Annotated in this window: 19 protein-coding genes; 9 read left to right on the forward strand and 10 right to left on the reverse strand. The window is 62.6% G+C overall.

Annotated elements, in window-relative coordinates; all coding sequences use genetic code 11:
* Positions 1 to 38: 38 nt before the first annotated feature.
* The gene (locus tag BS300_RS14110) at positions 39 to 272 is read right to left on the reverse strand and encodes a hypothetical protein (RefSeq protein ID WP_071913503.1); all 234 of its coding nucleotides are present in this window, start codon (positions 270 to 272) and stop codon (positions 39 to 41) included.
* Between the two features lie 305 nt (positions 273 to 577).
* On the opposite strand from BS300_RS14110, the gene BS300_RS14115 reads away from it, so the two are divergent.
* Complete coding sequence (locus BS300_RS14115; RefSeq protein WP_071913505.1) at positions 578 to 1,876, forward strand: ferric reductase-like transmembrane domain-containing protein; 1,299 nt, start codon at positions 578 to 580, stop codon at positions 1,874 to 1,876.
* Between the two features lie 15 nt (positions 1,877 to 1,891).
* Here the strand turns inward: BS300_RS14115 and BS300_RS14120 are convergent, their stop codons facing one another.
* On the reverse strand, positions 1,892 to 5,059 hold the full coding sequence (locus BS300_RS14120) for a S41 family peptidase (RefSeq protein ID WP_071913507.1): 3,168 nt from the start codon (positions 5,057 to 5,059) through the stop codon (positions 1,892 to 1,894).
* Positions 5,060 to 5,339: 280 nt separating this feature from the next.
* On the opposite strand from BS300_RS14120, the gene BS300_RS14125 reads away from it, so the two are divergent.
* The 4 genes from BS300_RS14125 to BS300_RS14140 all read left to right on the forward strand — a co-directional run bounded on the left by BS300_RS14125 (position 5,340) and on the right by BS300_RS14140 (position 8,855).
* Positions 5,340 to 5,816 carry a L,D-transpeptidase family protein gene (locus BS300_RS14125; protein ID WP_033114013.1) on the forward strand — a complete coding sequence of 159 codons (477 nt, stop codon included), beginning with the start codon at positions 5,340 to 5,342 and terminating at the stop codon, positions 5,814 to 5,816.
* A gap of 164 nt (positions 5,817 to 5,980) precedes the next feature.
* Complete coding sequence (locus BS300_RS14130) at positions 5,981 to 7,507, forward strand: YjjI family glycine radical enzyme (RefSeq protein WP_071913509.1); 1,527 nt, start codon at positions 5,981 to 5,983, stop codon at positions 7,505 to 7,507.
* Positions 7,508 to 7,517: 10 nt separating this feature from the next.
* On the forward strand, positions 7,518 to 8,402 hold the full coding sequence (locus BS300_RS14135) for a YjjW family glycine radical enzyme activase (protein WP_071913511.1): 885 nt from the start codon (positions 7,518 to 7,520) through the stop codon (positions 8,400 to 8,402).
* 129 nt (positions 8,403 to 8,531) lie between these two features.
* A complete protein-coding gene (locus BS300_RS14140) occupies positions 8,532 to 8,855 on the forward strand; it encodes a DUF1820 family protein (protein WP_033114015.1) in 324 nt (107 codons plus the stop codon).
* 17 nt (positions 8,856 to 8,872) lie between these two features.
* On the opposite strand, the gene BS300_RS14145 is transcribed toward BS300_RS14140, so the two are convergent.
* The 3 genes from BS300_RS14145 to BS300_RS14155 form a co-directional block, all read right to left on the reverse strand.
* Entirely contained in the window at positions 8,873 to 9,805 is a 933-nt protein-coding gene (locus tag BS300_RS14145) for a LysR family transcriptional regulator (RefSeq protein WP_071913513.1), read from the reverse strand.
* Positions 9,806 to 9,865: 60 nt separating this feature from the next.
* On the reverse strand, positions 9,866 to 11,062 hold the full coding sequence (locus BS300_RS14150; protein ID WP_071913516.1) for an amino acid aminotransferase: 1,197 nt from the start codon (positions 11,060 to 11,062) through the stop codon (positions 9,866 to 9,868).
* A gap of 167 nt (positions 11,063 to 11,229) precedes the next feature.
* Positions 11,230 to 11,505: a metal/formaldehyde-sensitive transcriptional repressor gene (locus BS300_RS14155; protein WP_071913519.1), complete on the reverse strand. Its 276-nt coding sequence runs from the start codon at positions 11,503 to 11,505 to the stop codon at positions 11,230 to 11,232.
* A gap of 71 nt (positions 11,506 to 11,576) precedes the next feature.
* Between BS300_RS14155 and dmeF the strand changes: the two genes are divergently transcribed.
* Complete coding sequence (gene dmeF, locus BS300_RS14160; RefSeq protein WP_033114019.1) at positions 11,577 to 12,536, forward strand: CDF family Co(II)/Ni(II) efflux transporter DmeF; 960 nt, start codon at positions 11,577 to 11,579, stop codon at positions 12,534 to 12,536.
* Positions 12,537 to 12,590: 54 nt separating this feature from the next.
* On the opposite strand, the gene BS300_RS14165 is transcribed toward dmeF, so the two are convergent.
* On the reverse strand, positions 12,591 to 13,004 hold the full coding sequence (locus BS300_RS14165) for a hypothetical protein (protein WP_071913521.1): 414 nt from the start codon (positions 13,002 to 13,004) through the stop codon (positions 12,591 to 12,593).
* A gap of 266 nt (positions 13,005 to 13,270) precedes the next feature.
* Between BS300_RS14165 and pulA the strand changes: the two genes are divergently transcribed.
* Positions 13,271 to 16,948 (forward strand): pullulanase-type alpha-1,6-glucosidase, encoded by a 3,678-nt coding sequence (pulA, locus tag BS300_RS14170; protein ID WP_239693834.1) that lies wholly within the window; start codon positions 13,271 to 13,273, stop codon positions 16,946 to 16,948.
* Between the two features lie 210 nt (positions 16,949 to 17,158).
* On the opposite strand, the gene BS300_RS14175 is transcribed toward pulA, so the two are convergent.
* Positions 17,159 to 19,591 (reverse strand): zinc/cadmium/mercury/lead-transporting ATPase, encoded by a 2,433-nt coding sequence (locus BS300_RS14175; protein WP_071913523.1) that lies wholly within the window; start codon positions 19,589 to 19,591, stop codon positions 17,159 to 17,161.
* A 229-nt stretch (positions 19,592 to 19,820) separates the two neighbouring features.
* On the opposite strand from BS300_RS14175, the gene tpx reads away from it, so the two are divergent.
* On the forward strand, positions 19,821 to 20,321 hold the full coding sequence (gene tpx, locus BS300_RS14180) for a thiol peroxidase (protein ID WP_071913525.1): 501 nt from the start codon (positions 19,821 to 19,823) through the stop codon (positions 20,319 to 20,321).
* A 58-nt stretch (positions 20,322 to 20,379) separates the two neighbouring features.
* On the opposite strand, the gene BS300_RS14185 is transcribed toward tpx, so the two are convergent.
* Positions 20,380 to 21,207, reverse strand: a complete 828-nt coding sequence (locus BS300_RS14185; RefSeq protein ID WP_041209056.1) for a transporter substrate-binding domain-containing protein — start codon at positions 21,205 to 21,207, stop codon at positions 20,380 to 20,382.
* Positions 21,208 to 21,353: 146 nt separating this feature from the next.
* Between BS300_RS14185 and BS300_RS14190 the strand changes: the two genes are divergently transcribed.
* Positions 21,354 to 22,574 carry a DEAD/DEAH box helicase gene (locus BS300_RS14190; protein ID WP_071913527.1) on the forward strand — a complete coding sequence of 407 codons (1,221 nt, stop codon included), beginning with the start codon at positions 21,354 to 21,356 and terminating at the stop codon, positions 22,572 to 22,574.
* Here BS300_RS14190 and BS300_RS14195 read toward each other — a convergent pair.
* On the reverse strand, positions 22,558 to 23,349 hold the full coding sequence (locus BS300_RS14195) for a hypothetical protein (RefSeq protein ID WP_071913529.1): 792 nt from the start codon (positions 23,347 to 23,349) through the stop codon (positions 22,558 to 22,560). The genes BS300_RS14190 and BS300_RS14195 overlap by 17 nt on opposite strands.
* Entirely contained in the window at positions 23,346 to 24,662 is a 1,317-nt protein-coding gene (locus BS300_RS14200; RefSeq protein ID WP_071913531.1) for a sphingomyelin phosphodiesterase, read from the reverse strand. The genes BS300_RS14195 and BS300_RS14200 overlap by 4 nt, the downstream gene beginning before the upstream one ends.
* Between the last annotated feature and the right edge of the window lie 31 nt (positions 24,663 to 24,693).

Below are 24,693 nucleotides of genomic sequence, written 5' to 3' on the forward strand. Positions count from 1 at the left end.
GGGGCAACCTTCCTGCCATTCTTTTTGCTCATTGTTCACTACTCATCGATGACCTTTTTTCCACAATTTTCACAGATGACGTGGCGTTCAAAGCGATCCATGTTGGCCAGAAAGGGGCCGGCGGCCCAGCCGGTAATGAAGTCCTTGATAAAGGCTTTGCGCTTTTGCTCCGGTGTCAGCTGCTTGCCAAAGGATTTGTCGACCAGCACCACGACATGGTTGGTCTCGCGCTGACAACTCGGGCAGTAGCGTTGTTCGGTGGATGAAAGCAAGGGGGGCTCCTGGTCCGGGGGAGTGGGCGGCAGGTTTTCCGCCGCAGATATATATCGTCCCCATTTGATTCCTTTTTCAGGCGGGTCGTCAATCACGGCAGAGGTGGATTTTGCGCCATCTCCTGTGAAGAGGGGCGAGCCAACAAGGCTGATCACGAGGGGCCAGTCGGCCCCTCTTTTGTTTCCGTTTGTCACACATTGCCACAGAAGCTTCCCCCTCTGGCAAAGTCTTGTGACCGGACGGGTGTGCAATGGTGCCATGAGCAGGGGCGAGGCCCTGCCGCGATGGAACCAGGGAGCATGTTATGACGGGTAAACGGGTGTGGTGGCTGTTGCCGCTGCTGGCGGTTGGAGTCTGGTGGCTGGGTTATGCGGGGGACGCGAACGGGGTGTGGCCCTGGCGCCATGAGATGTTGCTGCTGACGGGCCTGCTGGGGATGGCCTATATGGCCATTTCGCTGTTGCTGGCGTTGCGCCTGCCGCGGCTGGAGGTGTGGTGTGGCGGTCTGGACCGGATGTTGCGATTGCACCGCCAGACGGCCATCGGCGGCGCATTGGCACTGACCGCTCACTGGCTGCTGGTAGAGGCGCCCAAGTGGGCGGTCTCGGCGGGTTGGCTGAGCCGCCCCGCAAGGCGTGGGGCCAGTGCTGCCGCCGCTGGTGCAGGAGCAGGCAATGGCATCTCGCTCCATGCCCTTGGCAATACCCTGGGGGAGTGGAGTTTCTATCTGCTGATTGCGCTGGTGGTGGTGAGCTTGCTGGCGCTGGTGAGTTATGGTCGCTTTCGGCTGATCCACCGGTTGGCACCGCTCATCTATCTGGCGGGGTGGGGCCACGGGCTCTGCCTGCTGCCTCAGGTGGGGGCCATGACGCCGGTTGGGGTAGCGATCTGGTTGATCGGCGGGATCGGCGCTATCGGGGCCCTCTACTCCCTGCTGGGGCAAGTGGGGGCGCGCAAGCGCCATCCCGGCCGGGTCGTTGCGGTGCGCACATTGGCGGATCAGACCTGCGAGCTGACCATGCAGCTGGAGCGGCCGCTCGCCCATTACCGCCCGGGTCAGTTTGCCTTTTTCGAATTTGACGCCAAGGAGGGGCCGCACCCCTTTACTCTGGTGCGGGTGTCGGCGGATCGGCGCCAGCTGGTGATCGCGGTGCGGGCGCTCGGGGATCATACCCGCCAGTTGGTGGCAGAGGCGCGCGCCGGGGATGCGGTGGTGGTGACCGGCCCCTATGGCGCTTTTGTCGCCCCGCAAGGGGGAGGGCGAGCCCTCTGGCTGGGGGCCGGGATCGGTATCACGCCGTTTGTGGCCTGGCTGGAGGGGCTGGCTGCCCGTGGCGAGCGCTGCGAGGGGATCACCCTGATCCAGTGTGCGCCGGATCTGGCGGGCGCCGTCTACCACCAGCGGTTGGCCGAGCTCTGTCATCGCACCGGCGTGCGCTATCAGCTGCATCTGGACAAGGCGGCCGGGCGGCTGGATCTGACTCGCATCGCGCAGGATGCGCCTGCGCAGGTGTGGTTTTGCGGGCCGGAGGGGATGGCAGATGCCCTGACCCGGCTGTTGCCGGGCGGGCATCTGCATCGCGAGCTGTTTCGCTTTCGTTGAGCTTGATGGGCGCCGTTATTTGGCGCTGGCGGGCAGCTGCTTGAGGGCGGCCTGTACCGCGGCCTCCAGTTGCGGATCCCGCCCGGCCAGCATATCGGCCGGGGTGAGGGGCACCTGCAGATCCGGGATCAGCTCCTGATTCTCGTAGAAGGTGCCATCCGGTTTGCGCAGCCCCAGAGTCGGAATGCCGTAGGAGAGGCCGGGCACGAGACGGGAAGTATGGCCATAGACCATGGTGCCGGTGCCGGGCACCGGCTCGCCGACGATGGGACCAATCTTGAGCGCGCGGTAGTACTCGGGGAAGGCGGAGCCCTCCGAGTAGCTGCCGGCGTTGACCAGTACCACCGAGGGTTTGGTCCATTGACGGGTCGCGGCATCGCTGGCCCCTTGTCCCGCCTTGGGATCCGAGATGGCCATGCCGTGCGCGCTGCTGCTGCCGGAGAGGAAGCCAATCAGGGTATTGGCCAGATAGCCCCCCTTGTTGAAGCGCACGTCGACGATGAGCGCCTCGCTGCTGCGCAAGCGGCCGAGTGCCTCCGACACCAGCTCCTCATAGACGGTGCTGTTCATCTCCGGCAGATAGACGTAGCCGACCCGGCCCTTGCTCAGCTTGGCCACCAGATCCCGCCGCTTGGCGATCCAGCTGTCGAGCTGCAGCCGGTACTCCTGCTGCTGATCGATGGCGGTCACCTCCACCTCGTCCGGCTCTTTGCTCCCCACCTGCTGGAAGGTGAGGGCAAGCCGTGCTCCGGCCTTGTGGTTGAGGGCGCGATCGAGCTCTGTCCGGGTGGCGACCGGATTGCCGTTGATGGCGAGCAGGCGGGCACCGGCAGCGATGTCGCTCTCCTGATCCAGCGGCCCGCCGGGCAGCAGATGGGTCAGCACTACCCCCTCTTTGCCATCCTGCCAGTAGCCCCCGAGACTGGCGGTCTCATCCGCCATGTCGGGATAGCGGGTGGGGCCATAGCCCCAGGTGTGGGAGACGTTCAGCTCGCCCGCCAGCTCCGCCAGCAGGTCACCGAAGTCGCGGCCGTTGTTGATGCCGGCAAGCAGCCGGCGATAGGTGGCGACATAGCTGTTCCAGTCCACTCCGTTCATGTCGTCGCGATAGAACTCGTCCCGGGTGAGGCGGGCGATCTGGTCAAAGGCGGCCACCATCCGGGCGTGCTGGCCCCTGCTCTGCACCAGCTCGAAAGTGGAGCTGAGCGCCTCGCCGGAGTCGAGGTTAATGCGGGTGATCTCTCCGTCCCGCACCAGAGTGGCCAGGGTCGCCTCCCGATTGAGGGTGGCCATGGCCGGCCCCGGTTGATCGCCAAACAGCTGGCGGGTCTCCCCCTTGCGCAGGTCGAGCGCGTAACCCTTGATCTCGCTCTCGTTGTTGGGGCCCCCCTCTTCCACCAGATAGACGAGCTGGTCGTGAATGACCCGGCTGGCGAGCAGCGTGCCGCTGGGGAAGAGTTGCAGCGCCTCCCGATGGGAGAGGCGAGCGGTCTCGAAGCCATACCCCTCCTTGGGCGGTGCCACTTCGGCCAGAAAGTCCGCCTTGGCCGCCCGGCTGCTGTAGATGCCGAGCAGGTTGCTGCCAAGGGGTTCACCATCGGCATCCAGCACACCATAGCGGGTCGATTGCCAGTAGAGGATGCCGCCATCCTGACTCCAGGACGGTGCCCCATCCTGATAGCCGTTGAGGCTGATGTTAACCGGTTTGGCTTTGGCATCGGCCGTATCGAGCACGGCGATCTCCTGCTGGGCCGAGTCGGGACGGAAGGTGAGCGCCAGATGGCGGGAGTCGGGAGCAAAGGCGAGCATCACCTCGTGGCGCGAGGGGTTGAAGCTGGCGGGAACCAGCTCGCGCTCTTTGTTGCTCGCCAGATCGAGCAGATGGATGGCCTGACCATCGACCACGAAGGCGAGTAGCTTGCCATCGGGAGATAGCACCGGACGGCTGATCCCCTTGCCGGGAATTGCCAGCAGCAGGCTCTCCTGCAAGGGGCCCGGATCGCTGAAGAGACGATCCGGATCCGCTTTGCGCAGGCGATAGAGGGCGGCCGGCCCATCCTGCTCGGAGAGGTAGATAAGCGAGCGCTCCTTCTCGGCAAAGAGCGGGCTGGACTGCTCACTGGGGGAGTCGGTGAGCTGGCGTACCCGCTCCCGCTCGGGATCGACGGCGAACAGGCTCCCCTCGCTCACCAGGATCAGCTCCTTGCCCTCCTCGCTGACCAGGATCTCGTCAGCCTGATTGTTGGACTGGCTCTGCTCGTCCGGCTCGCTCACCACCTGCGGCGTGATGACGAGTTTGCGCGGCTCGGTGCTGCCGGCATCGAGGCGGTAGAGCTCCCCGAGCCACGACCAGACCAGGTCGCCGCTGCGCGAGGCGCTCAGCCCCCGCACCGGATTGCCCTTGTAGTGGGTGAGCTGCTGCTCATTGCCGCTGGCCAGATCACGACGCCAGACGTTGAAGTCACCGCTGCGCTCGCTCAGGTAAAAGAGGGTATCCCCCTTGTCGCTCCAGACCGGGTCGGTGGCCGCCACTCGATCTTCGGTCAGCTGCTTGTGCTGCTTGCCATCAAACAGCCAGAGACGGGGCACAGCGAACGAGTGCTGGTGCTTGCGAAAGGGTTGCTCCATCGACGGCATCTGGTAGGCGAGCTGCTGCCCGTGCGGGCGAGCGAGGATCGCTGGCAGCGGCAGATCGGCCTGCAGCTTGCCTCTTGTTACCGGCGCCCAGTAGAGGGCGCTGACCTGCACCCCTTCGGCCACGAAGTGATCGGCATTGGGGTCGGTCAGCCGCTGGCTGCTCAGCAGCAGTTGTTTGCCATCGGGGCTGAACGCCTGCGGCAGGTCGTTGCGCGAGTCGCGGGTGAGCCGCACCATCTTGCCGCCGCTGGCGGGCACCACGAACACATCCTCGTTGCCATAGAGGTTGGCGGCAAAGGCGATCTGCTTGCCATCTGGCGACCAGATGGGGCGCTGGCTCAGGTAGTCACTGCCGGTAAGGGCACTGGCCGGCCCCCCTTGTGCGCTGGTGATGAAGATCCGTCCCTGCCAGGTGAAGGCAAGCTGCTTGCCATCGGGGGAGAGGGCGGGGTCACGCAGCCAGAGCGCATCCGCTGCGTGAGATGCGGGCAGCCAGAGCAGCAGGGGTGACAACAGCAGGTGGACGAAGCGGCATGAAGAGCGCATGGCATGATCCTGTCGATGGATTGAAAAGTAATCATCGCCGATCATCAGGTCATACGCCAGAACTGATGTTTAACGCTATCTTATTGTTTTGAATATTAATTGTTGAAGTTTGACCGACTGGTGAGGGGAGCAGGCGAAACCGGTGCCAAGATATGTTTTATCGCGCATATTGAGTATTGATGGCGATCCAATATCATGGCGCTCGCTCGCCAGCAGGCGAAGATTATTCAGATGATTTGGCAACACCAAAGCCCGTATCAGAGGCTTGTCGAGGGATGGAATGAGAGCCGTATTACTGTGTTTACTGGGGCTGTGGCCCGCATTGAGTTTTGCCACCCTGTCTGCCGACATGGTGGTGGTCAAGAAGTCCACCTATAGCCTGACCCTGATGAAGGATGGCAAAGAGGTCAAACGCTACTGGATCGCGCTGGGCCCGGCGCCCAAGGGTCACAAGCAGCGGGAAGGGGATCAGCGTACACCGGAAGGTCGCTACATCCTCGACTACAAGAAGACCAACTCCGGCTATTACAAGGCGATCCACATCAACTACCCCAATCTGGACGACATCAAGGCGGCCAACGAGAAGGGGGTGAACCCGGGTGGCATGATCATGATCCACGGCCAGATCAACAGCATTGGCAACCGCAGGGTGCAGCCCTCCAACTGGACCAACGGCTGTATCGCCATGCTCAACCACGATCTGGATGAGGTGTGGGAGGCCGTCAAGCCCGGCACGCCCATCATCATCGAACCCTGATTGATGAACGGGGCCCGCTCCATCGAGCGGGCCCCGTTGGTTTATAGCGGATGTGATCCCGCCTTTCGGATGTCTTTTATGGACATCCACCATGTTATGAATGTCAATTCCAAAAAAGCCTGCAAAAGGTGAGGATATGGGCTCAGCCAGTGAAGGAGCTTGCCATGTCTTTGACCGAAACCTGCCAGCGCATCGTGCGCGATCCCCATCTCTCTCCCGCCCAGAAGAGCCATGCGCTGGCGCTGGCCGCCGAGAATGCGCTGCCATACCCCGACCTGCCTGCCGCAGTGGCCGAGGCGATGGCGCAGGGATTTGTCTGTGACATGTTCGAGGGCCACGCCCTCTACAAGCCGCGCTATGTGCTGCCGGACTACGAGAAGTTCCTGACCCAGGGCTCAGCCTGGCTGGAGCTGGCAGCGCCGCGGGATTTCGATGAAGCGCTCGATGCCCTGCGCATCCTCTATCACCATGTTCCTTCCGTCACCGGCATGCCGGTCTGGCTGGGACGGCTCGATCAGCTGCTGCTTCCCTTTGTCGGCGAGCTGGATGACGAGACTCTCTACCGCAAGCTGAAAGGGTTCTGGATCTATCTGGACCGGGTGCTGCCGGACGCCTTCATGCACGTCAACATCGGCCCCGATGACAACCGGATCTGCCGCCTGATCCTGCGCATCGACAACGAGCTCAAGCAGGTGGCCCCCAACCTCACCTTCTTCCACGATCCGGAGCAGACTCCCGACGATCTGCTGCTGCTGGCGGTGAAGAACATCGCCGAGTGCAGCAAACCGCACATCGCCAACTACCCGATCCATCGCGATACCTTCGACCAGCGTGGGTTTGGCATCGTCAGCTGCTACAACGCCCTGCCGCAGGCCGGTGGCGCCAACACCCTGGTGCGCATCTCCCTCAAGCGAGTCGCCGAGCAGGCACAGGGGATCGATGACTTCCTCGGCTGTCTGCTGCCCCACTACTGCCGTCTCACGTCCCAGCTGATCGCGGTGCGCGCCGCCTTCCTGCACGAGGAGTCCGGTTTCTTCGACAGCTTCCTGGTCAAGGAGGGGCTTCTGGATGAGGATCGCTTCGTCCCCATGTTCGGCATCTATGGCATGGCGGAAGCGGTCAACATCTTGATGGATAAAGAGAATCTGCCGGGCCGCTACGGTCACGACGAAGAGGCAAATCAGCTTGGCTATCGCATCTCTGCCCAGCTTTCGGAATATGTCACTACGACGCCGCAGGCCCATGCCTGGGGTGGTCACGCTCTGCTGCACTCACAGGGTGGCCTCAGCATCGATGTGGCGGTGACCCCGGGGGTGCGGATTCCCTACGGGCAGGAGCCGGATCCGGCCAGTCATGTGCTGGCGCTGGCGCCGCACCACGGCTACTACCACTCGGGGATCAGCGAGATCCTGACGCTAGAGCCCACCATCCGCCAGAATCCGCAGGCGCTGCTGCAGCTCTGCAAGGGGGCGCTCGCCATCGGCATGCGCGAGTTCACCGCCAACGTGGCCGACAGCGATCTGGTTCGGGTGACCGGCTATATGATCCGCAAGAGCGACGTGGCCCGCTTTGCAGAGGAGGGCTCGCGGTTGCAGACCACCTGTCTTGGTGCCGAGGCGAGTGAAGTGACCGCCATTCGCCAGCGGGCACCGCGAGTGGTGGCCAATGAGTCGACCATCTGCCAGTACTGAGCCGAGTCCGATGGATGAAGCTCTGCTGACGCGCAGCACCCTGGTGAGCAGGGTGCTGCCTTTTTCCTGTGTTGATGGGCCGGGCAATCGGCTGGTGCTCTTCCTGCAAGGGTGCAACTTCAGCTGCCCCGGTTGTCACAATCCCCATACTATCGGACTGTGCGACGATTGCGGCGACTGCCTTGCGGTCTGCCCGAGTGGCGCCCTCACCATGAGCGAGGGCAAGGTTCATTGGCAGGAGGCGCACTGTACCGATTGCGACGCCTGTCTGGAGGCCTGCCCGCGCAGCGCCAATCCCAAAACCACTACCATGACGGTGGCCGACGTGCTGGCCCTGCTGCGCCGCTACGGCCCGCTGCTGAGCGGCATTACCGTCTCGGGCGGTGAGGCGACCACCCGGCTTCCTTTTGTGGCGGCTCTGTTTCGCGCTATCAAGGAGGCGCCGGGTCTGGCCCATCTCAGCTGTCTGCTCGATAGCAATGGCTCGCTCGCGGAGACAGGCTGGCAGCGGCTGCTGCCGCAGCTCGACGGTGCCATGATCGACCTCAAGGGGTGGCGTGACTCGGTACACCTCTCCCTGACCGGCTATGGCCGCGAGCGGGTGTTGGCTTCGCTCAGGTTGCTGGCAAGTCACGGCAAGCTGGCCGAGTTGCGGCTGCTCCATGTGCCGGGCAGGAGCGATTTTCTGGACGCAGAGGGGCAGCTCGATCGCGGTCTCGCCGAGTTTCTGCGCCAGCTCGGCGCTGTGCCGATCCGGCTCAACGGTTTTCGCCACCACGGGGTGAGGGGAGACGCGACCCGCTGGCCCGAGGCAACCCGTGATGAGCTGGAACATCTGGCAAGCCGCCTGCGCGAGGCCGGGCTGGGGCCAGTGACGCTGCCGCCGCTAATCTGATTTCGGAGTCATGCCACAATACGACAGGCTGCGCCGCCAAAGCGGACAACTGTGATTTCTGTCTATTGGAGGGGGCGATTGGGGCGGCTAGAATATCGGCCATCCTCTTCCCCGCAATGACAAAGAATCATGAGTGAAAGCAAGGCGTTATATCGGGTTCAGTTTATTTGCCACAGCGAGCGCTACGAAGTGTATGTGCGCGAGGTGAATCAGGGTCAGCTGTTCGGCTTTATCGAGATCGCCGACTTCGTGTGGGACAACCACACGGCGCTTATCGTCGACCCCAGCCACGAGAAGCTCAAAAACGAATTTGCCGATGTCCGCCACACCATGATCCCCATGCATCAGGTGCTGCGCATCGATCAGGTGCAAAAACAGGGGGCGGCTCGCATTACCGAGCTGGGCAACAATGTCTCCCACTTCCCCAGCCCCATCTACACCAAACGCCCCTGATGGCAGGGCCGCCCGGTTCAGGGCGGCGTCAACTCCCGACCCAGCTGCAGGATCCGCTGGCGGAACCAGTGGCGGGCCGAACCATCGCCGGCCGGGCCATACCAGACCAGACTGTGGCTTACCTTGCCGTAATCGAACGGGACCGGCCTGATCGCCAGATCCTGCTGGCTGGCCAAGCGTGTCGCCCAGCCACCGATGGCGGTGAGGATGAGATCGCAGTGAGGTAGCAGGGCCGCGGCGCTGGCAAAATCGGGCAGGGTGGCGCCAATCTGGCGGCGTACCTGTTGCTGGGCCAGGCTCTGCTCGAAGAAGGGATTGGCCAGCTCGCTGTCGCGGATGGCGATGTGGCGCCAGCTCAGGTAAGCATCGAGATCCCATGGCTGTGCCAGCGCAGGATGATCCTTACGCAGCAGGCAAACCAGCTGCTCCTCCCGGAGTGTCTCCCACACCAGTCCTTGCTGGCGCGGCAGTGGCTGGCTCTGATCGTGAGGCAGAATGACGAAGTCGAGCTTGCCCGCCGCCAGCGCCTCCAGCCCCTGCTCATCCTTGTTCCAAATCTCCGGCACCATGCCGGGCACCTCTCTCATCAGCTGCCCCAAAATCGGCCCCACCGGCCAGCTCATCACACTCTCGCGCAATCCCAGCCGCAAGGTGCCTTGCCACTGCTGGGGGTCGAAGGCGTTCTGGCGGGTCAGTCCGCTCAGCTCGCTCACCAGTCGGTGCAGGGTCGGGGCCAGCCGTTCGGCAAAGGGGGTCAGCAGCAGCTGGTTGCCCTGGCGGTAGAGCAGCTGATCGCCGAGCTGTTCACGCAGCTGGTTGAGGGTCTTGCTGACGGTAGAGGGGGTGGTGCAGAGCCGCTCGGCGGTGCGGGTGACGCTCTGGTTATCGAGCAGCAGGTGCAGGGTGACCAGATGGCGACCGCCCAATCTCGAGAGTGCGATCAGATCCATAAAGATTCCACAAGCGAATGAAACAGACCAAAAGCCCCGCCAAAGCGGGGCTGATGCGGATTAGCCCTTGAGCACCGCGGCCATGGCGTCGGCTACGTAGTCGACGTTGCGGCTGTTGAGGCCCGCCACGCACATGCGGCCGGAGCGCACCAGATAGACGGCGAACTCCTCGCGCAGGCGATCTACCTGCTCCGGGGTGAAGCCGGTGTAGCTGAACATGCCGCGCTGGTTGATGAAGTAGCTGAAATCACGGCCCGGTACCTTGGTGCTCAGCACCTCGAACAGCTTCTGGCGCATTGCCTTGATGCGGGTGCGCATCTCGGTCACTTCATCGACCCACATGGCGTGCAGCTCGGGCTGGCTCATCACAGCCGCGGTGATCTGGCCACCGTGGGTGGGAGGGCTGGAGTAGTTGCGACGCACGGTGGCCTTCATCTGGCCCAGCACCCGGCTCGCCTCTTCGGCATCCTTGCAGATGACCGACAGGCCACCACAGCGCTCGCCGTAGAAGGAGAGGTTCTTGGAGAAGGAGTTGCTGACGAAGAAGCTGACACCGGCGGCCACCATGGCGCGGATGGCGTAGGCGTCCTCTTCCAGTCCATCACCGAAGCCCTGATAGGCGATGTCCATAAAGGGGATCAGGTTCTTCTCGACCACCAGCGCAATCACCCGATCCCACTGGGCGCGGGAGAGATCCACTCCGGTCGGGTTGTGGCAGCAGGGGTGCAGCAGCACGATGCTCTTGGCCGGCAGGGTGCTCAGGCAGTCGATCATCGCATCGAACTGCACGCCGCCGTTGGCCGCATCGTAGTAGGGGTAGTCGTGCACCTTGATGCCAGCTCCCTCGAACATCGCCTTGTGGTTGTCCCAGGTCGGATTGCTGACCCATACCTCGGAGGTCGGGAAGTAGCGCTTGAGCAGGTCGGCGCCGATCTTGAGCGCGCCTGAGCCACCGATAGTCTGGATGGTGGCGATACGTCCCGCCTTGACCGCTTCATGGTCGGCACCGAACAGCAGGTGCTGCACCGCGGTGCGGTAGTTGGCGGCGCCTTCCATCGGCTGGTAGGGGCGCGGGGCCGGGGCGGCGGCGCGCTGGGCTTCGGCCTGCTGCACCGACGGCAACAGCGGAATGCGGCCCTGCTCATCGTAATAGAGGCCGATCCCCAGGTTCACCTTCTGCTCGCGGGTGTCTTTGTGGAAGGTCTCGACCAGGGTCAGGATGGGGTCGCCAGCATAGGCATCGACGTGTTCAAACATGGGGGGTCCTTGCGAAATGGAATCCAGGGTATGGCGATCAATGATCGGCGCTCATCATGGCGTAAAGCCGGCGAGGGCTCAAGTCAGAAAGGGGCAGGGCTGGCGGGCTGACACTGGTCTGGTGTAAACGGGATGATGCGAGTCGCCCGCAGCCCCATTCTCAGGCCTTATTTCAGATAGGATCGCAAGACCCGCACTACCTGATCCAGATCCTCCAGCCGCTCGGCCGGGGTCGCCTCTTCGGCGCCGAGATGTTCACGCATGTGGCCCTCCAGCACCTCCAGCATCAGGCCGTTGACGGCGCCGCGAATAGCCGCGATCTGCTGCAAGATGGCGGCGCACTCGCTCTCCTGCTCCAGCGCACTCTCCAGCGCCCCGGCCTGTCCCTTGATGCGGCGCACCCGTGCCAGCAGCTTCTTCTTGTCGTGGATGGTGTGTGACATGCAGGATTCTCTCGATCAATAAAACTATACTGGGGTATAGTATATTGCATTGTAGTTCTCAGGAGAAATTCATGTCATCCCTCGCCTCATCCCACTGCCACCAACCCGTCGTGCACGAAGGCAATCCGCTGGCCGAACAGAAGACTCGCTGGGCCGTGCTGCTCACTGTCATCATGATGGTGGCGGAGATCGGCGGCGGCTGGTTCTACAACTCCATGGCGCTGTTGGCCGACGGTTGGCACATGAGCTCCCACGCCCTGGCGCTCGGTCTCTCGGTGCTTGCCTACCGCGCCGCCCGCCACTTTGCCCGCGACCATAGATTCAGCTTCGGCACCTGGAAGATCGAGGTGCTGGGTGGCTTCACCAGCGCTCTCTTGCTGGTGGGGGTGGCCGGCATGATGCTGTTCGAATCAGTGTTCCGGCTGCTGGATCCCAGCCCGATCCACTACCAGCAGGCTATCGCCATCGCCATCGTCGGCCTGCTGGTGAATCTGGCCTGTGCCTGGCTGCTCAAGGATGATCATGGTCACCACCATCATCACGGCCATGGGCATGGCCACCATGATGATCATCACGACCACGATCACTCGCACGATCATCACCACGGCCATCAGGATCTCAATTTGCGCGCCGCCTACATCCACGTGCTGGCAGATGCAGCCACCTCGGTGCTGGCGATTCTGGCGCTGGTGGGGGGCATGCTGTGGGGGGCCGACTGGCTCGATCCACTGATGGGCATAGTGGGTGCCGGACTGGTCGCTGTATGGGCATGGGGGCTGCTGCGCGACTCCGGCCGGGTGCTGCTGGATGCCGAGATGGATGCCCCGCTGGTGGCGGAGATCCGCGAGGTGATTGCCGAACTGCCACAGACCGAGATCCGTGATCTCCACGTCTGGCGAGTGGGGCAGCAGCAGTATGCCTGCGTGCTCTCCCTGCTGATGATGGCGCCCCTGTCGGCCAACCAGATCCGCGAGCGGCTCGCCATCCATGAAGAGCTGGTGCACGTGACCATCGAGATTGCGACCGAATAAAAGCAAACAGGGGGCCTTGGCCCCCCTGGTTTCAATGCCCTTGGCGCTCTGATGTCAGTGCGGCTGCCCGGAGATCTCCTCCTGCGGCTTGTGTTGCCAGACCGCGCCCAGCAGCAGCTTAAGCAGCAGTTGTGGTGGGTTATCGAGCAGTTTGCCTGACTCCAGCAGCAGCTGTCCGTCGGCACCAAAGCCAAGGCTCGCATCGACGGTGCCATCTTCGGCTACCACCTGGAGCAGACCGTTGAGGGCGCCGCGCTCGCCGGGCTGGCAGCGCAGCCGCAGCTCGCGGGGCTCTCCCAGCAGAGTGAAGGCGCGGCTCAGGGGAGGTGAGTCCTCATAGTCGGGCCAGTTGAAGAAGTGATACTGCTCGGCCAGGGTGCCAGCCTGCTGGCAAAACTGGTCGAACAGCTGACCGATCGCCTGGTACTCCAGATCCAGCCGTTGCGCCTGTTCCTCAATCCTTTTCATCACCTGCTCCTTCTCTATCCACTTGATCGAAAATTGCTTTTCCCGACCCGGTGACCACCGTTAGTCAGATATGAGGCCAAATTGCCGCGGGGTCTGTGAGCCGGATCCAAGTTTCCATCTGAAAACGTTATCTTGTTGAAAAAGTTTGGCTTTTCTGCCTGCTTGCTCACATTTGCAACGATTTTCGCTGATTAAGATGGCACCACCTGGCAATGACCGGGTGCTCGATTATCGAGACTAACTACACAGCGGGAATTATAAAAATCATGGATATGAAAAAGACCAAAGTGGCGCTGGCAACAGCCTCACTGCTCATGCTTTTGTCTGGTTGTAATGACAACAGCTCAGACTCCTCCGGTGTGAAACCCGTCCCCCCTACACCGCCTACACCTGAAGTGACTGATGGGCCTGTTGCCCGTTTACCCAAGATGGATCCCCCCAAAGAGCTGCTGATGGCCGGTAACAATCAGGCGGTGATCGCCCTGGTCGATACCCAGACAGCGGCGGCCAGAAGTGCCCGAGGGCCCTTTGCCAGCTACAGCCTCCATCTCTGGAACAACGAGGCCTGCTCTGCCACCGAGGCGAGCGGCCTGAACAGCGGTTGGGATGACAAGAGCAAGAGCCCGGCAGCGGCTGACAGCTTTGGCCCGGCCTGGGTGGTGCCGCTCAGCAAGCTGGAAGGTTGCATCAACTTTATCGCTCGCAACGGCGATCTGGCCAACCTGACCGGCAGCGATATGAAGGTGATCTTCAAGGATCATCCGGATCGCACCGTGGCCATTGTGGCGGGCAAGAAGGAGGTGTTTGGCAGCCGCGCCGAAGCCTTCACCGCCGCGTTTGGCGTGGCAGGGGCCAGCGCTCATCTGATCGATGGCAACACCCTGATTTGGCAAGGGGGCAAGGACAAGCCGCATGTTCGTCTCTATTACACCGACACGGGATCCATCAAGGCCAATGCTGCCGGGGTATTTGACTTCCCCTATATCACCCTGACCGCGACCACTCTGAGCGCCGAGCAGCAGGCCAAATATCCGCACCTCAAGGATGCGGCTGCCTTTGCCCTGCCGGCAGGCAAGGATCTCAAGCCCCTGCTCAAGGGGGAACTGGTGGCTATCGGCACCGATGCCGACGGTATCCTGCAAGGAGCCACCTTGGTGCAGAGCGCCGGCGCCCTCGATGCGCTCTATGCCCCAGAGGCGACCAAGCTCAGCTATGGTGCAGTGGTAGAGGGCAACCGGGTGACCTTCCGCCTCTGGGCGCCGACCGCCAAGTCGGTCAAGCTGGCCCTCTACAACGCCAGTCACCAGAAGAGTGGCGAGGTAGCTATGACCTTTGACAGCGCCAGCGGCAGCTGGAGTTACGAAGGGGGCAGCGAGCTGATCGGTAAGTTCTACCGCTACGACATGGAGGTGTACCACCCGCTGAGCCGCAAAGTCGAGCACTACGAGGTGACCGACCCCTACTCCCTGAGCCTCGCGATGAACTCCGAGTTCAGTCAGGTGGTGGATCTCAACGATCCGGCCCTCAAGCCGGAAGGGTGGGATAGCCTGAAGGCGCCCCACAGCCAGCAGAATCCAGCCGATATTACCATCTATGAAGCCCATGTCCGCGATCTCACCGGCAACGATGATTCCACCCCGGTGGAGCACCGCGGCAAGTTCCTCGGCCTGACCGATAATGGCACCAAGCCGGTCGCCCACCTGCAGGCGCTGGCAAAAAGCGGCGTCAGCCACCTGCACCTGCTGCCGGTGTTCGACATCGCTACCGTCAACGAGGATCCGGCCAAGGTGGCCAATATCAGCGATGACTTCAGCAAGCTCTGCCAGGTCAATCCAGATGTGAAAACGTCCAAGTTTGGCACTTACTGCGGTGGCGGCCAGACAGTCGGCCAGGTGCTGGATACGCTCAAGTCGGGCGACAGCAAGGATAACCCGCAGGTGCAGGAGCTCTCCGGCTATCTGCGCGGCGTCGACTCCTTCAACTGGGGTTATGATCCCTACCACTACACTACGCCGGAAGGCTCCTATGCCACCAATGCCGAGGGCACCCAGCGCATCCTTGAGTTCCGCGAGATGGTCAAGGCCATCAAACAGAATATCGGCATGAACGTGGTGATGGACGTGGTCTACAACCACACCAACGAATCCGGACTTGGCCCCAAGTCGGTGCTCGACAAGATAGTGCCCTGGTACTATCAGCGCCTCAATCCGGAGACCGGCTCGGTCGAGAACTCCACCTGCTGCTCCAACACGGCGCCGGAACACGCCATGTTCGCCAAGCTGATGGATGACTCGCTGGTCACCTGGGCGCGTGACTACAAGATCGATGCCTTCCGCTTCGACCTGATGGGCCACCACCCGAAAGATCAGATGGTGCAGGCGCTGGCCGCGGTGAAAAAGGTCAACCCGGATATGTACTTCTACGGCGAGGGGTGGAACTTCGGCGAGGTACAGGATGACAAGCGCTTCGTGCAGGCGACCCAGAAGCATCTGGGAGGCACTGGCATCGGCTCCTTCTCCGACCGCTTGCGGGATGCGGTGCGCGGCGGCAGTCCGTTCGACGGTGGCGATACCATTCGCGAAACCCAGGGCTTTGGCAACGGTGCTTTTGTCTATCCCAATGAAACGAACAAGGTGACCAGGGATCAGGCACTCCATCTGGCGGATCTGGTGCGTCTTGGCATGGCGGGCAACCTCAGGGATTTCGTCCTGACCGACAAGGACGGGGTGCCGAAGAAGGGCTCCGAGATTGACTACAACGGCCAGAGCGCCGGTTATGCCAAGGATCCGGGGGAGGTGCAGAACTATGTCGACAAGCACGACAACCAGACCCTGTTCGACAACCTGATCTACAAGGCGCCTGCCAGCGCCGATCTGGTGCGGATGCAGGGGGTCTCTCTCGCCACCGCCATGCTGGGGCAGGGTATCCCCTTCACCCACGCCGGTGTCGAGCTGTTGCGATCCAAATCCATGGAGCGGGACAGCTACGACTCGGGCGACTGGTACAACAAGGTCGACTACACCCTTGCCGACAACAACTTCGACAAGGGGTTGCCGCGCAAGGATAAGGATGGCGACAACTATCCGCTGATCGAGCAGGTGCTGACGCTCAACGGCAAGCCAAATGGCACCGACATGGAGACCATGGTTGGCTTCTATCAGGAGCTGGTGGAGCTGCGCAAATCATCGCGTTTGCTGCGTCTTGGCAGCGGTGCCGAGGTGATCAAGCGGGTCGATTTCCGCAATACCGGCCCGGCTCAGGTGCCCGGCCTCATCGTGATGACGGTGGATGACGGCGTCAATGCAGGGGCGGATCTGGATCCGGCCATCGACGGTCTGGTGGTGATGATCAATGCCACCAACCAGAGCCAGAACATCGGCGACTTCCGTGATGGCAACGATCAGCCCATCGACCTGAGCGGTTTGCAACTGAGCTCCGCTCACCACGCTGGCAACAGCATCGCCCGCGATGCCGCTGTCAGCGGCGGCACCCTGACGCTGGGAGCCTGGTCGGTCGCGGTGTTCGTCAAGCCGCAGTCCGGTGCGCAGGGGGCGGGTCTGCCGCTTGGCAAGAAAACCGACCTGAGCACCCTGCCACCGTTTGGCAACACGGGCATTTTTGTGCGTGGTTTCCTGGGGCAGTGGGATGCGGTTAACCAGATGAGCTTTGATGGCAACTACATGTACGGGCTGACCGTGCCGGTCACCGATGGCCAATTGGGTCAGACCACCCTGAAGATCGCCGATGCCAGCTGGAATATCGCCAACTACGGCAAGTGTGCGCCGAGCGATGTGCTGACCGTTTCAGCCCCTCTTACCCTGTGCAAAGGGGGGAGTGACGTCGGTATGACCCTGAGCAAGGCGGGTAACTACAAGTTTGTCTTTACCGCCATGGACAAGGAGAAGCCGACCCTGAGCGTCAGCGTGGCGGATGCAACACCCTAGGTAAACCCATTGAGCCCGGGGGATGGCTCGGCGTCCCCGGGTTGAATTCCACCTCGCCAAGGGTGGGATAATCCGAGAGAGTAAGCAAAGCGCGACTGCCGACCGGCAGGCGCGCTTTTTCTTTTACGGGGTGCCGTGAGAGAAATGAGAGGAAAAAGAAAAGCCGCCCCGGTTGGGGGACGACTTTTGGTTGGGATGCTGTCGGCTGGCTTAACGCTTGCGCAGCAGGCGCAGGGCGTTGGCGGTGACCAGCGCGGTGGCGCCGGTATCGGCCAGCACCGCAATCCACAGGCCGGTGATGCCGAGCAGACTGGTGACCAGGAAGATGGCCTTCAGTCCCAGTGCCAGCGCGATATTCTGGTGAATATTGGCCAGCGCCGAGCGGGAGAGGCGGATCATCGCGGCGATACCGCCGAGCTGGTTGTGAGTCAGCGCCGCATCGGCGGTCTCCAGTGCCACGTCGGTGCCCCCCCCCATGGCGATGCCGATACTGGCCCGCTTCATGGCCGGGGCATCGTTGATGCCATCGCCGATCATCGCGACTTTCTGCGAGCTGGCGAGCTTGGCAATTTCATCGACCTTACCCTCCGGCAACAGGCCGGCGCGCCAGCCCATCCCAAGTTCACCGGCGATGGCCTCGGCGGCGCGGGGGTTGTCCCCGGTCAGCATGATGCTCTGCAGGCCGAGCCGGTTGAGCTCTTGCAGCGCCTCTGCCGCTTCCGGCCGGATCTGATCCCGCAGGGCCAGCAGGGCCACCGGCAGAGCCTGTTCGCTGCTGCTCTGGCAGAGCACGACCACCGTCTTGCCCTGTTGCTCCAGCATGGCAATTTGGGCCTGTTGATCTTTGCTCAGCGTAGCTATCCGGCTCGGTGCCAGCAGTTGCCACAGCTCGCCGTTGATGCGCCCTTCAACACCCATGCCCGGCAGGGCTCGCAGATCGCGGGCTTCTGCCTGTGCCAGCCCCTGCTCGTTGGCGGCGGCCACCACGGCACGGGCCAGCGGGTGGTGGGAGCCCTGCTCGATGGCGGCAGCCAGTGCCAGCAGTTCGCCATTGCTCTGACCATTGAGGCTCACCAGCTCGGTCAGCTGCGGCTTGCCCAGGGTCAGGGTGCCGGTCTTGTCAAACGCCACGGTATCGATATGGGCCAATCGCTCCAGTGCGGCACCACCCTTGATCAGGGCCCCCTGCCGGGTTGCCGCCGCCAGTGCGGAGGTAACCGCTGCCGGGGTGGAGATGACCAACGCACAAGGGCAACCGATGAGCAGCAGCGCCAGCCCGCGATAGATCCACTCGTCCCAGCTCTGGCCGAAGGCAAGGGGCGGCACCAGCACCACCAGCAGGGCAACCAGCATCATGGCCGGGGTATACCAGCGGCTGAAGCGGTCGATAAAGCGCTCGATAGGTGCGCGCTGACTCTCGGCTTCCTCGATGAGGTGCAGGATGCGGTCGATGGCGTTGTTGCCCGGTTCCGATACCACTTCAAGACGCAGCACTCGATCGGCAGCCAGACTGCCGGCCGGCACCTTGTCACCCTGGCGGCGTTCCACCGGGATGGATTCACCGGTCAGGGCACTTTCGTCAAACGCACCGAGGGCGTCGAGCAGGCGGGCATCGGCCGGGAGACGGGCGCCCGGGGCGATTTCGATAATGTCGCCGGGACGCAGCTCATCGGCGCCGACCTCTTCGCGCACCTCGCCCTCGGCAGTGGTACGGATCCGTAACGCCTTGTCAGGCACCAGCGCCATCAATGCGGTGACCCCGGCACGGGCGCGACCGGCGGCGTAGGCCTCCAGATGCTCACCCAGCATGAACAGCAGCAGCACCATGGCGGCTTCGGCGGTTTCGCCAAGGAACAGGGCCCCCACGGCGGCGACCGTCATCAGGGTCTCGATGGCGAAGGGGGAGCCGCTCTTGGTCAGCGCCCACGCCTTGCGAGAGATGGGCCACAGCCCCCAGAGGGTGGCCAGGGTAAAGAGCGGTTGGCCGATGTTACCCGGCAGCAGGGCCGCCACCAGCATCAGGCCGGCCAGCGACAGCGGCTGCCAATATTTGGCGAGCAGGGTCTGCAGCGGGCCGCGCTCACGGCCGGGCTCCTGCTTGCCGCTGCTCTCGCCCTTGAGCTGAAAACCGGCGGCCAGCACGGCGGCAGTGACGGGATCAGGGGAGAGGCCGGGGGCCAGATCCACCACCAGCTTCTCGGTGGCAAACAACACGCGAGCCTGCTGGACACCGTTGACACGGCTGACGGCTGTCTCGATCTTGCGAGCGCAGCTGGGGCAATCCATCCCCAACACCTGCCAGCTGTGGCGACTGTTGCCTTGCGCCGGTGCGGTCAGCGGCTCGACAGGAGCCTGCGCATCGTGGTCATGATCATGATGGTCATGGTCATGGTCATGGTCATGGGATGAGTTCGCTGTGCAGCAGCTCCGGGAGTGCGCGCCGCCTAGGGGGGGCTCTTCATCTCCCGGTGAGTCGCACTTCTCGAGATCCTGATGATCATGAGAGGTGGCGCCGCCACAGCAGCTGACCGGCGCGGCATTGTCACAGCAGTGACTGTTATGCTGGTGCTCGGTGGAGCTGGCCTTGCTGACAGCCTTGATGGGGGCCGCAGCATGCTGGGTGGAGCAGCAGGATTTGCTCATGGTGTGTTCCTCTTGGCTGGATCCCGCCCCTGCGGGATCCTGAATAACTGAGGCAAGTGTAAACCTTGGTGTTATATCCAAGGTCAACCCCCTTTTTATCACGCTGATGATTCAGCAGGGGAGGCGCCATTTTCCCGTTATATCCCTGTGGTTGACGGGTGTTTGTGTACCCCCGGCACGCCTATACTGGGAGGCCTGATTTTTACAACACCAATAAAGGACATGACACATGAGCAACTCAGTCACTTTGCAAGGCAACCCGGTTTCTGTCGCTGGCCACTTCCCGCTTTCCGGTGAGCAGGCCAAGCCTTTCGCTCTGGTGGCCAAGGATCTTTCCGACCTGACCCTGGCGAGCTTCGCCGGTCAGCGCAAGATCCTGAACATCTTCCCGAGCGTCGATACCCCGACCTGCGCCACCTCGGTGCGCAAGTTCAACGAGCAGGCCAGCGCTCTGAATAACACAGTCGTGCTCTGCATCTCCGCCGATCTGCCGTTCGCCCAGTCCCGCTTCTGCGGTGCCGAAGGGCTGGACAAGGTGGTGACCCTCTCCACTCTGCGTGGCGCCGCCTTCCTGCAGGATTACGGCGTAGCCTTCTCCTCCGGCCCGCTGGTAGGTCTGGCTGCCCGTGCCATCGTGGTGCTGGATGAAGAGAACAAGGTGCTGCACAGCGAGCTGGTGGCCGAAGTGGCCGACGAGCCAAACTACGCCGCCGCGCTGGCCGTGCTGTAAGAGGCAGAGCGTAAAAAATCCCGCCTTGGCGGGATTTTTTTATGGGGAGAGAACCTGTTCAGGGCTTGGTGGACTTGGTGGTTACCGATTCAGCCCTGGCAAGCGGGGATGGTTGCCAATCCACATAGGGTCGGTGGATTTTCTCGTAAATCTCGGCCAGTTTGCCGGAGGCGGCGAGTTGCTCGATGGCGCGACTTATAAATTCGTCCATTTCATCCCCGTTTCCCCCTTTCTGGATGATGAAAACATCCTCGAAATCGCCAAAGAATTCACGGTGAATATTGGTCAGTTTCAGATTTTTCAGCATGAGGTCCGCCTCTTCCTGAGCCCAGATAAAGGCGTCGATGCGACCCCGAGAGAGCTTGCGCAGTGACTGCTCGATACTCATCGAACGCTGTACCGGGAAGGGCATATAGTCGGGCACGGCTTCGATCAGCAGATCCCGTTTGGTGGGAACTATGCCATAAGCCATGTCAGTGGTGACCGGATTGGCAGTATTGCTGTAAATCACATGGGTCACCTTGCCAAAGCTGCGGGTGCTGAAGCGGTAGGGCAGCATGTCGACATCCTTGAGATTGCGGATGGCGGGCAGGCCGAGATCGGCTTTGCCGGCGATTACCCCGACCATGGCTCGCGCAATGGGATAGATAGTGATCTTGATGGTCACATCGGGGTAGAGATCGTCGATGGCGTGCACCAGATCGACGAAAGGGCCCGTCTTGTCGGCATTGATCAGCCCCGGTAGCTCGCCAAGGTGGGCATTGATGATGCGAACCGGTTTGGCCTGAGTGGTGGCAGTGTCGCTCGCCGTGCTGCGGGAGAGGCCGAGGGTGACGCTGCCGGTCAGGGCTGCAGCCAACAGCAGGAGGGGGATGTGTCTGATCATGGCTTCTCACTCTTTGCATAGGGTCAGGACAAGTGTAGCCATCCCCCTATCCCTGCCGTGCCATAACGGATTGGGTTTTACTTATCTCTCCCCGCTCACTAGACTTCGCCTCCACCTCTTCATTCAGCCGATATCTGCGTAACGCCATGACCTTTAACGAACTCGCCCTCGCCCCCGCTCTGCTGGCAGCCCTGCCAACCGACCTCAAGCACCCGACCCGGGTGCAACAACTGGCCATCCCTGCCGTGCTGGCGGGACGGGATCTGCTGGCGCTGGCTCGAACCGGCAGTGGCAAGACGCTGGCGTTCGGTCTGCCGCTGCTGCAGCGGCTGGATCCCGCCATATCCGAGGTGCAGGGGGTGGTGCTGGTGCCGACCCGCGAGCTGGCCGCACAGGTGAGCGGTGCGCTGCAAGGCTTTGCCGATGAGCTGGGCGTGCGGCTGGTGACCCTGTGTGGCGGGGTGGCGCAGGAGCTGCAACAGGCCGAGCTGGCGCAGGGGCCACAACTGCTGGTGGCGACGCCGGGGCGATTGCGGGATCTGCTGGGTCAGCAACTGCTGAATCTGGCCGGGTTGCGCATTCTGGTACTGGATGAGGCTGATCGCCTGCTGGAGATGGGCTTCTGGCCCGACATCCAGTGGCTGATGAATGGCATGCCGGTCGGGCGCCAGACCCTGCTCTTCTCTGCCACCCTGCCGGGCGAGCTTGAGGAGTTGGCGACCGGCCTGCTGAAGGCGCCGGAGCGGGTGGAAGCGGATCCCCGCAACAGCGTGGCCGACGATATCGAAGAGCGGCTCTATCTGGTCAACAAGAGCAGCAAGGTGCCGGCGCTCGTCAGTCTGCTCAAGGAGCAGGCGTGGTCGCAGGTACTGGTCTTTATCAGTGCGCGGGATGATGCCGATGGCGTCGCCAGAAAGCTGGCCAAGGCGGGTATCGCGGTGGCGGCACTCCATGGCGAGAAGGAGCAGGCGGTGCGCGAGCAGGCTCTCGCCGATTTCAAGGCGGGCAAGGTTCGGGTGCTGGTGGCCACCGATCTGATGGCGCGCGGCATCCATGTGGAGGCTCTGCCGGTGGTGATCAATCTGGATCTGCCCGCCAGCGCCCCCATCTATGTGCACCGCATCGGTCGTACCGCCCGGGCCGGGCGCAGCGGGCTCGCCATCTCGCTCACCTGTCATGGTGAAGCCGATATGCTGACTGCGATCCGCACCCTTACCGGACGTGAGTTGCCGGTGAGTGAGCTGGCCGGCTTCCCGGTCACCGACCAGCCAGCCAGCGGGGAGGGCAAGCGCCCACCCCGCGACAAGCAGGCCAATCGCCGCACCCAAGCCAAACGCAGCGTCAAGCAGTTCAAGGGACGGCGCTAACTCTCTGTTCGTTGGCGAAAAAATCGCGCCTGAACCGGCTTAGCTGCTCTTCGCGGTACTGCTGCCACGCGGTAGGCGCCATAGCCCCCTGCGCGGCGGCCAGCTGCTGTTCCAACGCTGCGAGCTGCTGCTGATAGCGGCTGCGCTGATCCAGCTGTTGCTGGCGGTTGGCGGCAAACTGCACGGTCGCCTCTGCTTGCTCTGCTGACAGGAAGTGGCGAGCCAACGTCGCCAGCTCCTCATCCCCCCACAGCTGGCGAGCCTGCTGCAAGCGGGCATCCGGGTTGAACAGCTCGCCCGCCAGATCCGGGTGATCTGCTGCCCACTGATCCTGCAAGCGACTGAGGACGTCCAGTCGCTCGGCCAGCGGTAACTGCTCGCTCTCCTGAGCCAGCTCCTCCAGCGCCAGCGCATAGCCCCCCTGCAGCCGATACAGGCTCTCTCCCTCGCCAAGCCAGCGGGCCTCTGCCCCTTCCAGATTGGCAAGCCGCTCGGCCAGCGGCAGATCGCTGTCGCTTACCTCGCTGGCGAGCTGCTGGCTCAGCTCATCCGGCATAGCCCGCCAGCTGGCGGGCAGTGGTTCGCTGCGAGCAGACGATGCTGTGGTGGCCTGCGAGCTGGCGACCGTAGAAAGCGGCACCTGAGCAGCCACGTTGGCTGGTCGGATCGGCTGGCTGGCCGGAGCCCGCTGCTCTGGTGTTGTTTGTTCGCCGAACAGGTTGAACAGCAACAGTGCCGGCACAGTCAACGCCAGCAAGCCGTGGTAACGTTTCATCGGCTTATCTCTCCCTTGACCGGGAAGTGATCGGAGAGGTTGCTGGCGGGCCAGAGGCTGCCATCGCTGCTGCGCGGGATCCAGACCGTGTTGAGGTTGTGGCGTACGGCGCCGTACTCACGGCTCACCACCAGATAGTCCAGATACTCGACGTTGGCTCCGCCCGAGAGCGGCCCACCGGCATAGGGGTTGATCCTGGGATCGAAGGTCGCTTCGGTATAGCCGCCGTAGGTCGGCTCATCGGCATTGAGGTTGGCCAGCATGCCGGCGTAATCGTCGGCAAACTTGCGCTTGTTGACGTTGAAGTCACCGCCATAGATGACGGTGTCCGTGGCAGGGATCTTCAGGCTGGCAGCCAGCGCGCGGATCTGGCCGAACTGGATCTGGCGCAGCTTGCGCGCCTCGTCAGTGTCGAAGCTGGCGGTGTGGGTAGCGAACAGGTGCCACGCCTTGCCCCCCTTGATCACCTCGGCGTACATCACCCCCTTGTCGGCGAAGCAGTCGGTGCCGGTGCATTGGGGATAGACCAGTTGTGCCTCCCGCACTATGGGATAGCGGCTGACGATCACCACGCCGCCGTCGTGGACGTTGACCCCGGGCTTGTTGAGCACTTTGGTCTGGTAGGGATACTCTTTCGCCAGCGCCTGCAAAAAGCCCTCGCGGCGGCCATCGAACACCTCTTGCAGCAGCAGGGCGTCATAGCCCTTGAGATGCTCTGGCAGCAGTGCCAGCCGCTCACCGATGCTGGAGGCGATCACCGGCAGCGCCCAGACGTTGTAGCTGGCCACCTTGAGCCTGTTTTCTGCCGGTTCCGGCTGTTCCCGTTTTTGGGGGGGCGTGATCATATAGTGCAGATCGTCGTAGCGGCCGGTGAATTTGGCGGCAAAGGCCAGCTCTTGTGGCCCCGCCACGCGATGGATCTCCCTGTCGTTTTGCCAGCCGGATGCGCTGGTCGGCGTCTCGCCACCGTGCTGCAAGGTGGTGTTCCACCAGGTTCCCTCCATCAGCTGGTTGAGCCGATAGACGTCGCCACTCGCTGTAGTCACGCGGGTTTCGAACAGATAGCTCTTGCCCGCCTTGACCCCCTCATAGCGATTGAAGCTGAGCACCATGGCACTCTCCCATGGGCCCAGCTCGGTGCGGTGCTGAAGCCACTGACTGCCGGGTTGCAGCTGGCCGGTACCGCTTTGGCGGATGTCGATCTGGAGCGGTTCAGGGCTGTTGTTGGTGAGATAGACATCGGTATCGGCCAGTGCCAGTTGCGGGAACTGGCTGACCAGCAGCAGGGCGGCATAACTGAGGGTTTTCTGCATCACAGGATCCTTTTGGTGGCAGGGCAATGGA

This window comes from Aeromonas sp. SCS5, assembly GCF_001887375.1.
In the GTDB taxonomy this organism is placed as follows: Bacteria; Pseudomonadota; Gammaproteobacteria; order Enterobacterales; family Aeromonadaceae; genus Aeromonas; species Aeromonas jandaei.

Bases quoted from the DNA above. Each gene is read 5' to 3' on its own strand.
- BS300_RS14115 (WP_071913505.1), top strand. From the start codon at position 578: ATGACGGGTAAACGGGTGTGGTGGCTGTTGCCGCTGCTGGCGGTTGGA.
- BS300_RS14120 (WP_071913507.1), bottom strand. From the start codon at position 5,059: ATGCGCTCTTCATGCCGCTTCGTCCACCTGCTGTTGTCACCCCTGCTG.
- BS300_RS14125 (WP_033114013.1), top strand. From the start codon at position 5,340: ATGAGAGCCGTATTACTGTGTTTACTGGGGCTGTGGCCCGCATTGAGT.
- BS300_RS14130 (WP_071913509.1), top strand. From the start codon at position 5,981: ATGTCTTTGACCGAAACCTGCCAGCGCATCGTGCGCGATCCCCATCTC.
- BS300_RS14135 (WP_071913511.1), top strand. From the start codon at position 7,518: ATGGATGAAGCTCTGCTGACGCGCAGCACCCTGGTGAGCAGGGTGCTG.
- BS300_RS14140 (WP_033114015.1), top strand. From the start codon at position 8,532: ATGAGTGAAAGCAAGGCGTTATATCGGGTTCAGTTTATTTGCCACAGC.
- BS300_RS14145 (WP_071913513.1), bottom strand. From the start codon at position 9,805: ATGGATCTGATCGCACTCTCGAGATTGGGCGGTCGCCATCTGGTCACC.
- BS300_RS14150 (WP_071913516.1), bottom strand. From the start codon at position 11,062: ATGTTTGAACACGTCGATGCCTATGCTGGCGACCCCATCCTGACCCTG.
- BS300_RS14155 (WP_071913519.1), bottom strand. From the start codon at position 11,505: ATGTCACACACCATCCACGACAAGAAGAAGCTGCTGGCACGGGTGCGC.
- dmeF (WP_033114019.1), top strand. From the start codon at position 11,577: ATGTCATCCCTCGCCTCATCCCACTGCCACCAACCCGTCGTGCACGAA.
- BS300_RS14165 (WP_071913521.1), bottom strand. From the start codon at position 13,004: ATGAAAAGGATTGAGGAACAGGCGCAACGGCTGGATCTGGAGTACCAG.
- pulA (WP_239693834.1), top strand. From the start codon at position 13,271: ATGGATATGAAAAAGACCAAAGTGGCGCTGGCAACAGCCTCACTGCTC.
- BS300_RS14175 (WP_071913523.1), bottom strand. From the start codon at position 19,591: ATGAGCAAATCCTGCTGCTCCACCCAGCATGCTGCGGCCCCCATCAAG.
- tpx (WP_071913525.1), top strand. From the start codon at position 19,821: ATGAGCAACTCAGTCACTTTGCAAGGCAACCCGGTTTCTGTCGCTGGC.
- BS300_RS14185 (WP_041209056.1), bottom strand. From the start codon at position 21,207: ATGATCAGACACATCCCCCTCCTGCTGTTGGCTGCAGCCCTGACCGGC.
- BS300_RS14190 (WP_071913527.1), top strand. From the start codon at position 21,354: ATGACCTTTAACGAACTCGCCCTCGCCCCCGCTCTGCTGGCAGCCCTG.
- BS300_RS14195 (WP_071913529.1), bottom strand. From the start codon at position 23,349: ATGAAACGTTACCACGGCTTGCTGGCGTTGACTGTGCCGGCACTGTTG.
- BS300_RS14200 (WP_071913531.1), bottom strand. From the start codon at position 24,662: ATGCAGAAAACCCTCAGTTATGCCGCCCTGCTGCTGGTCAGCCAGTTC.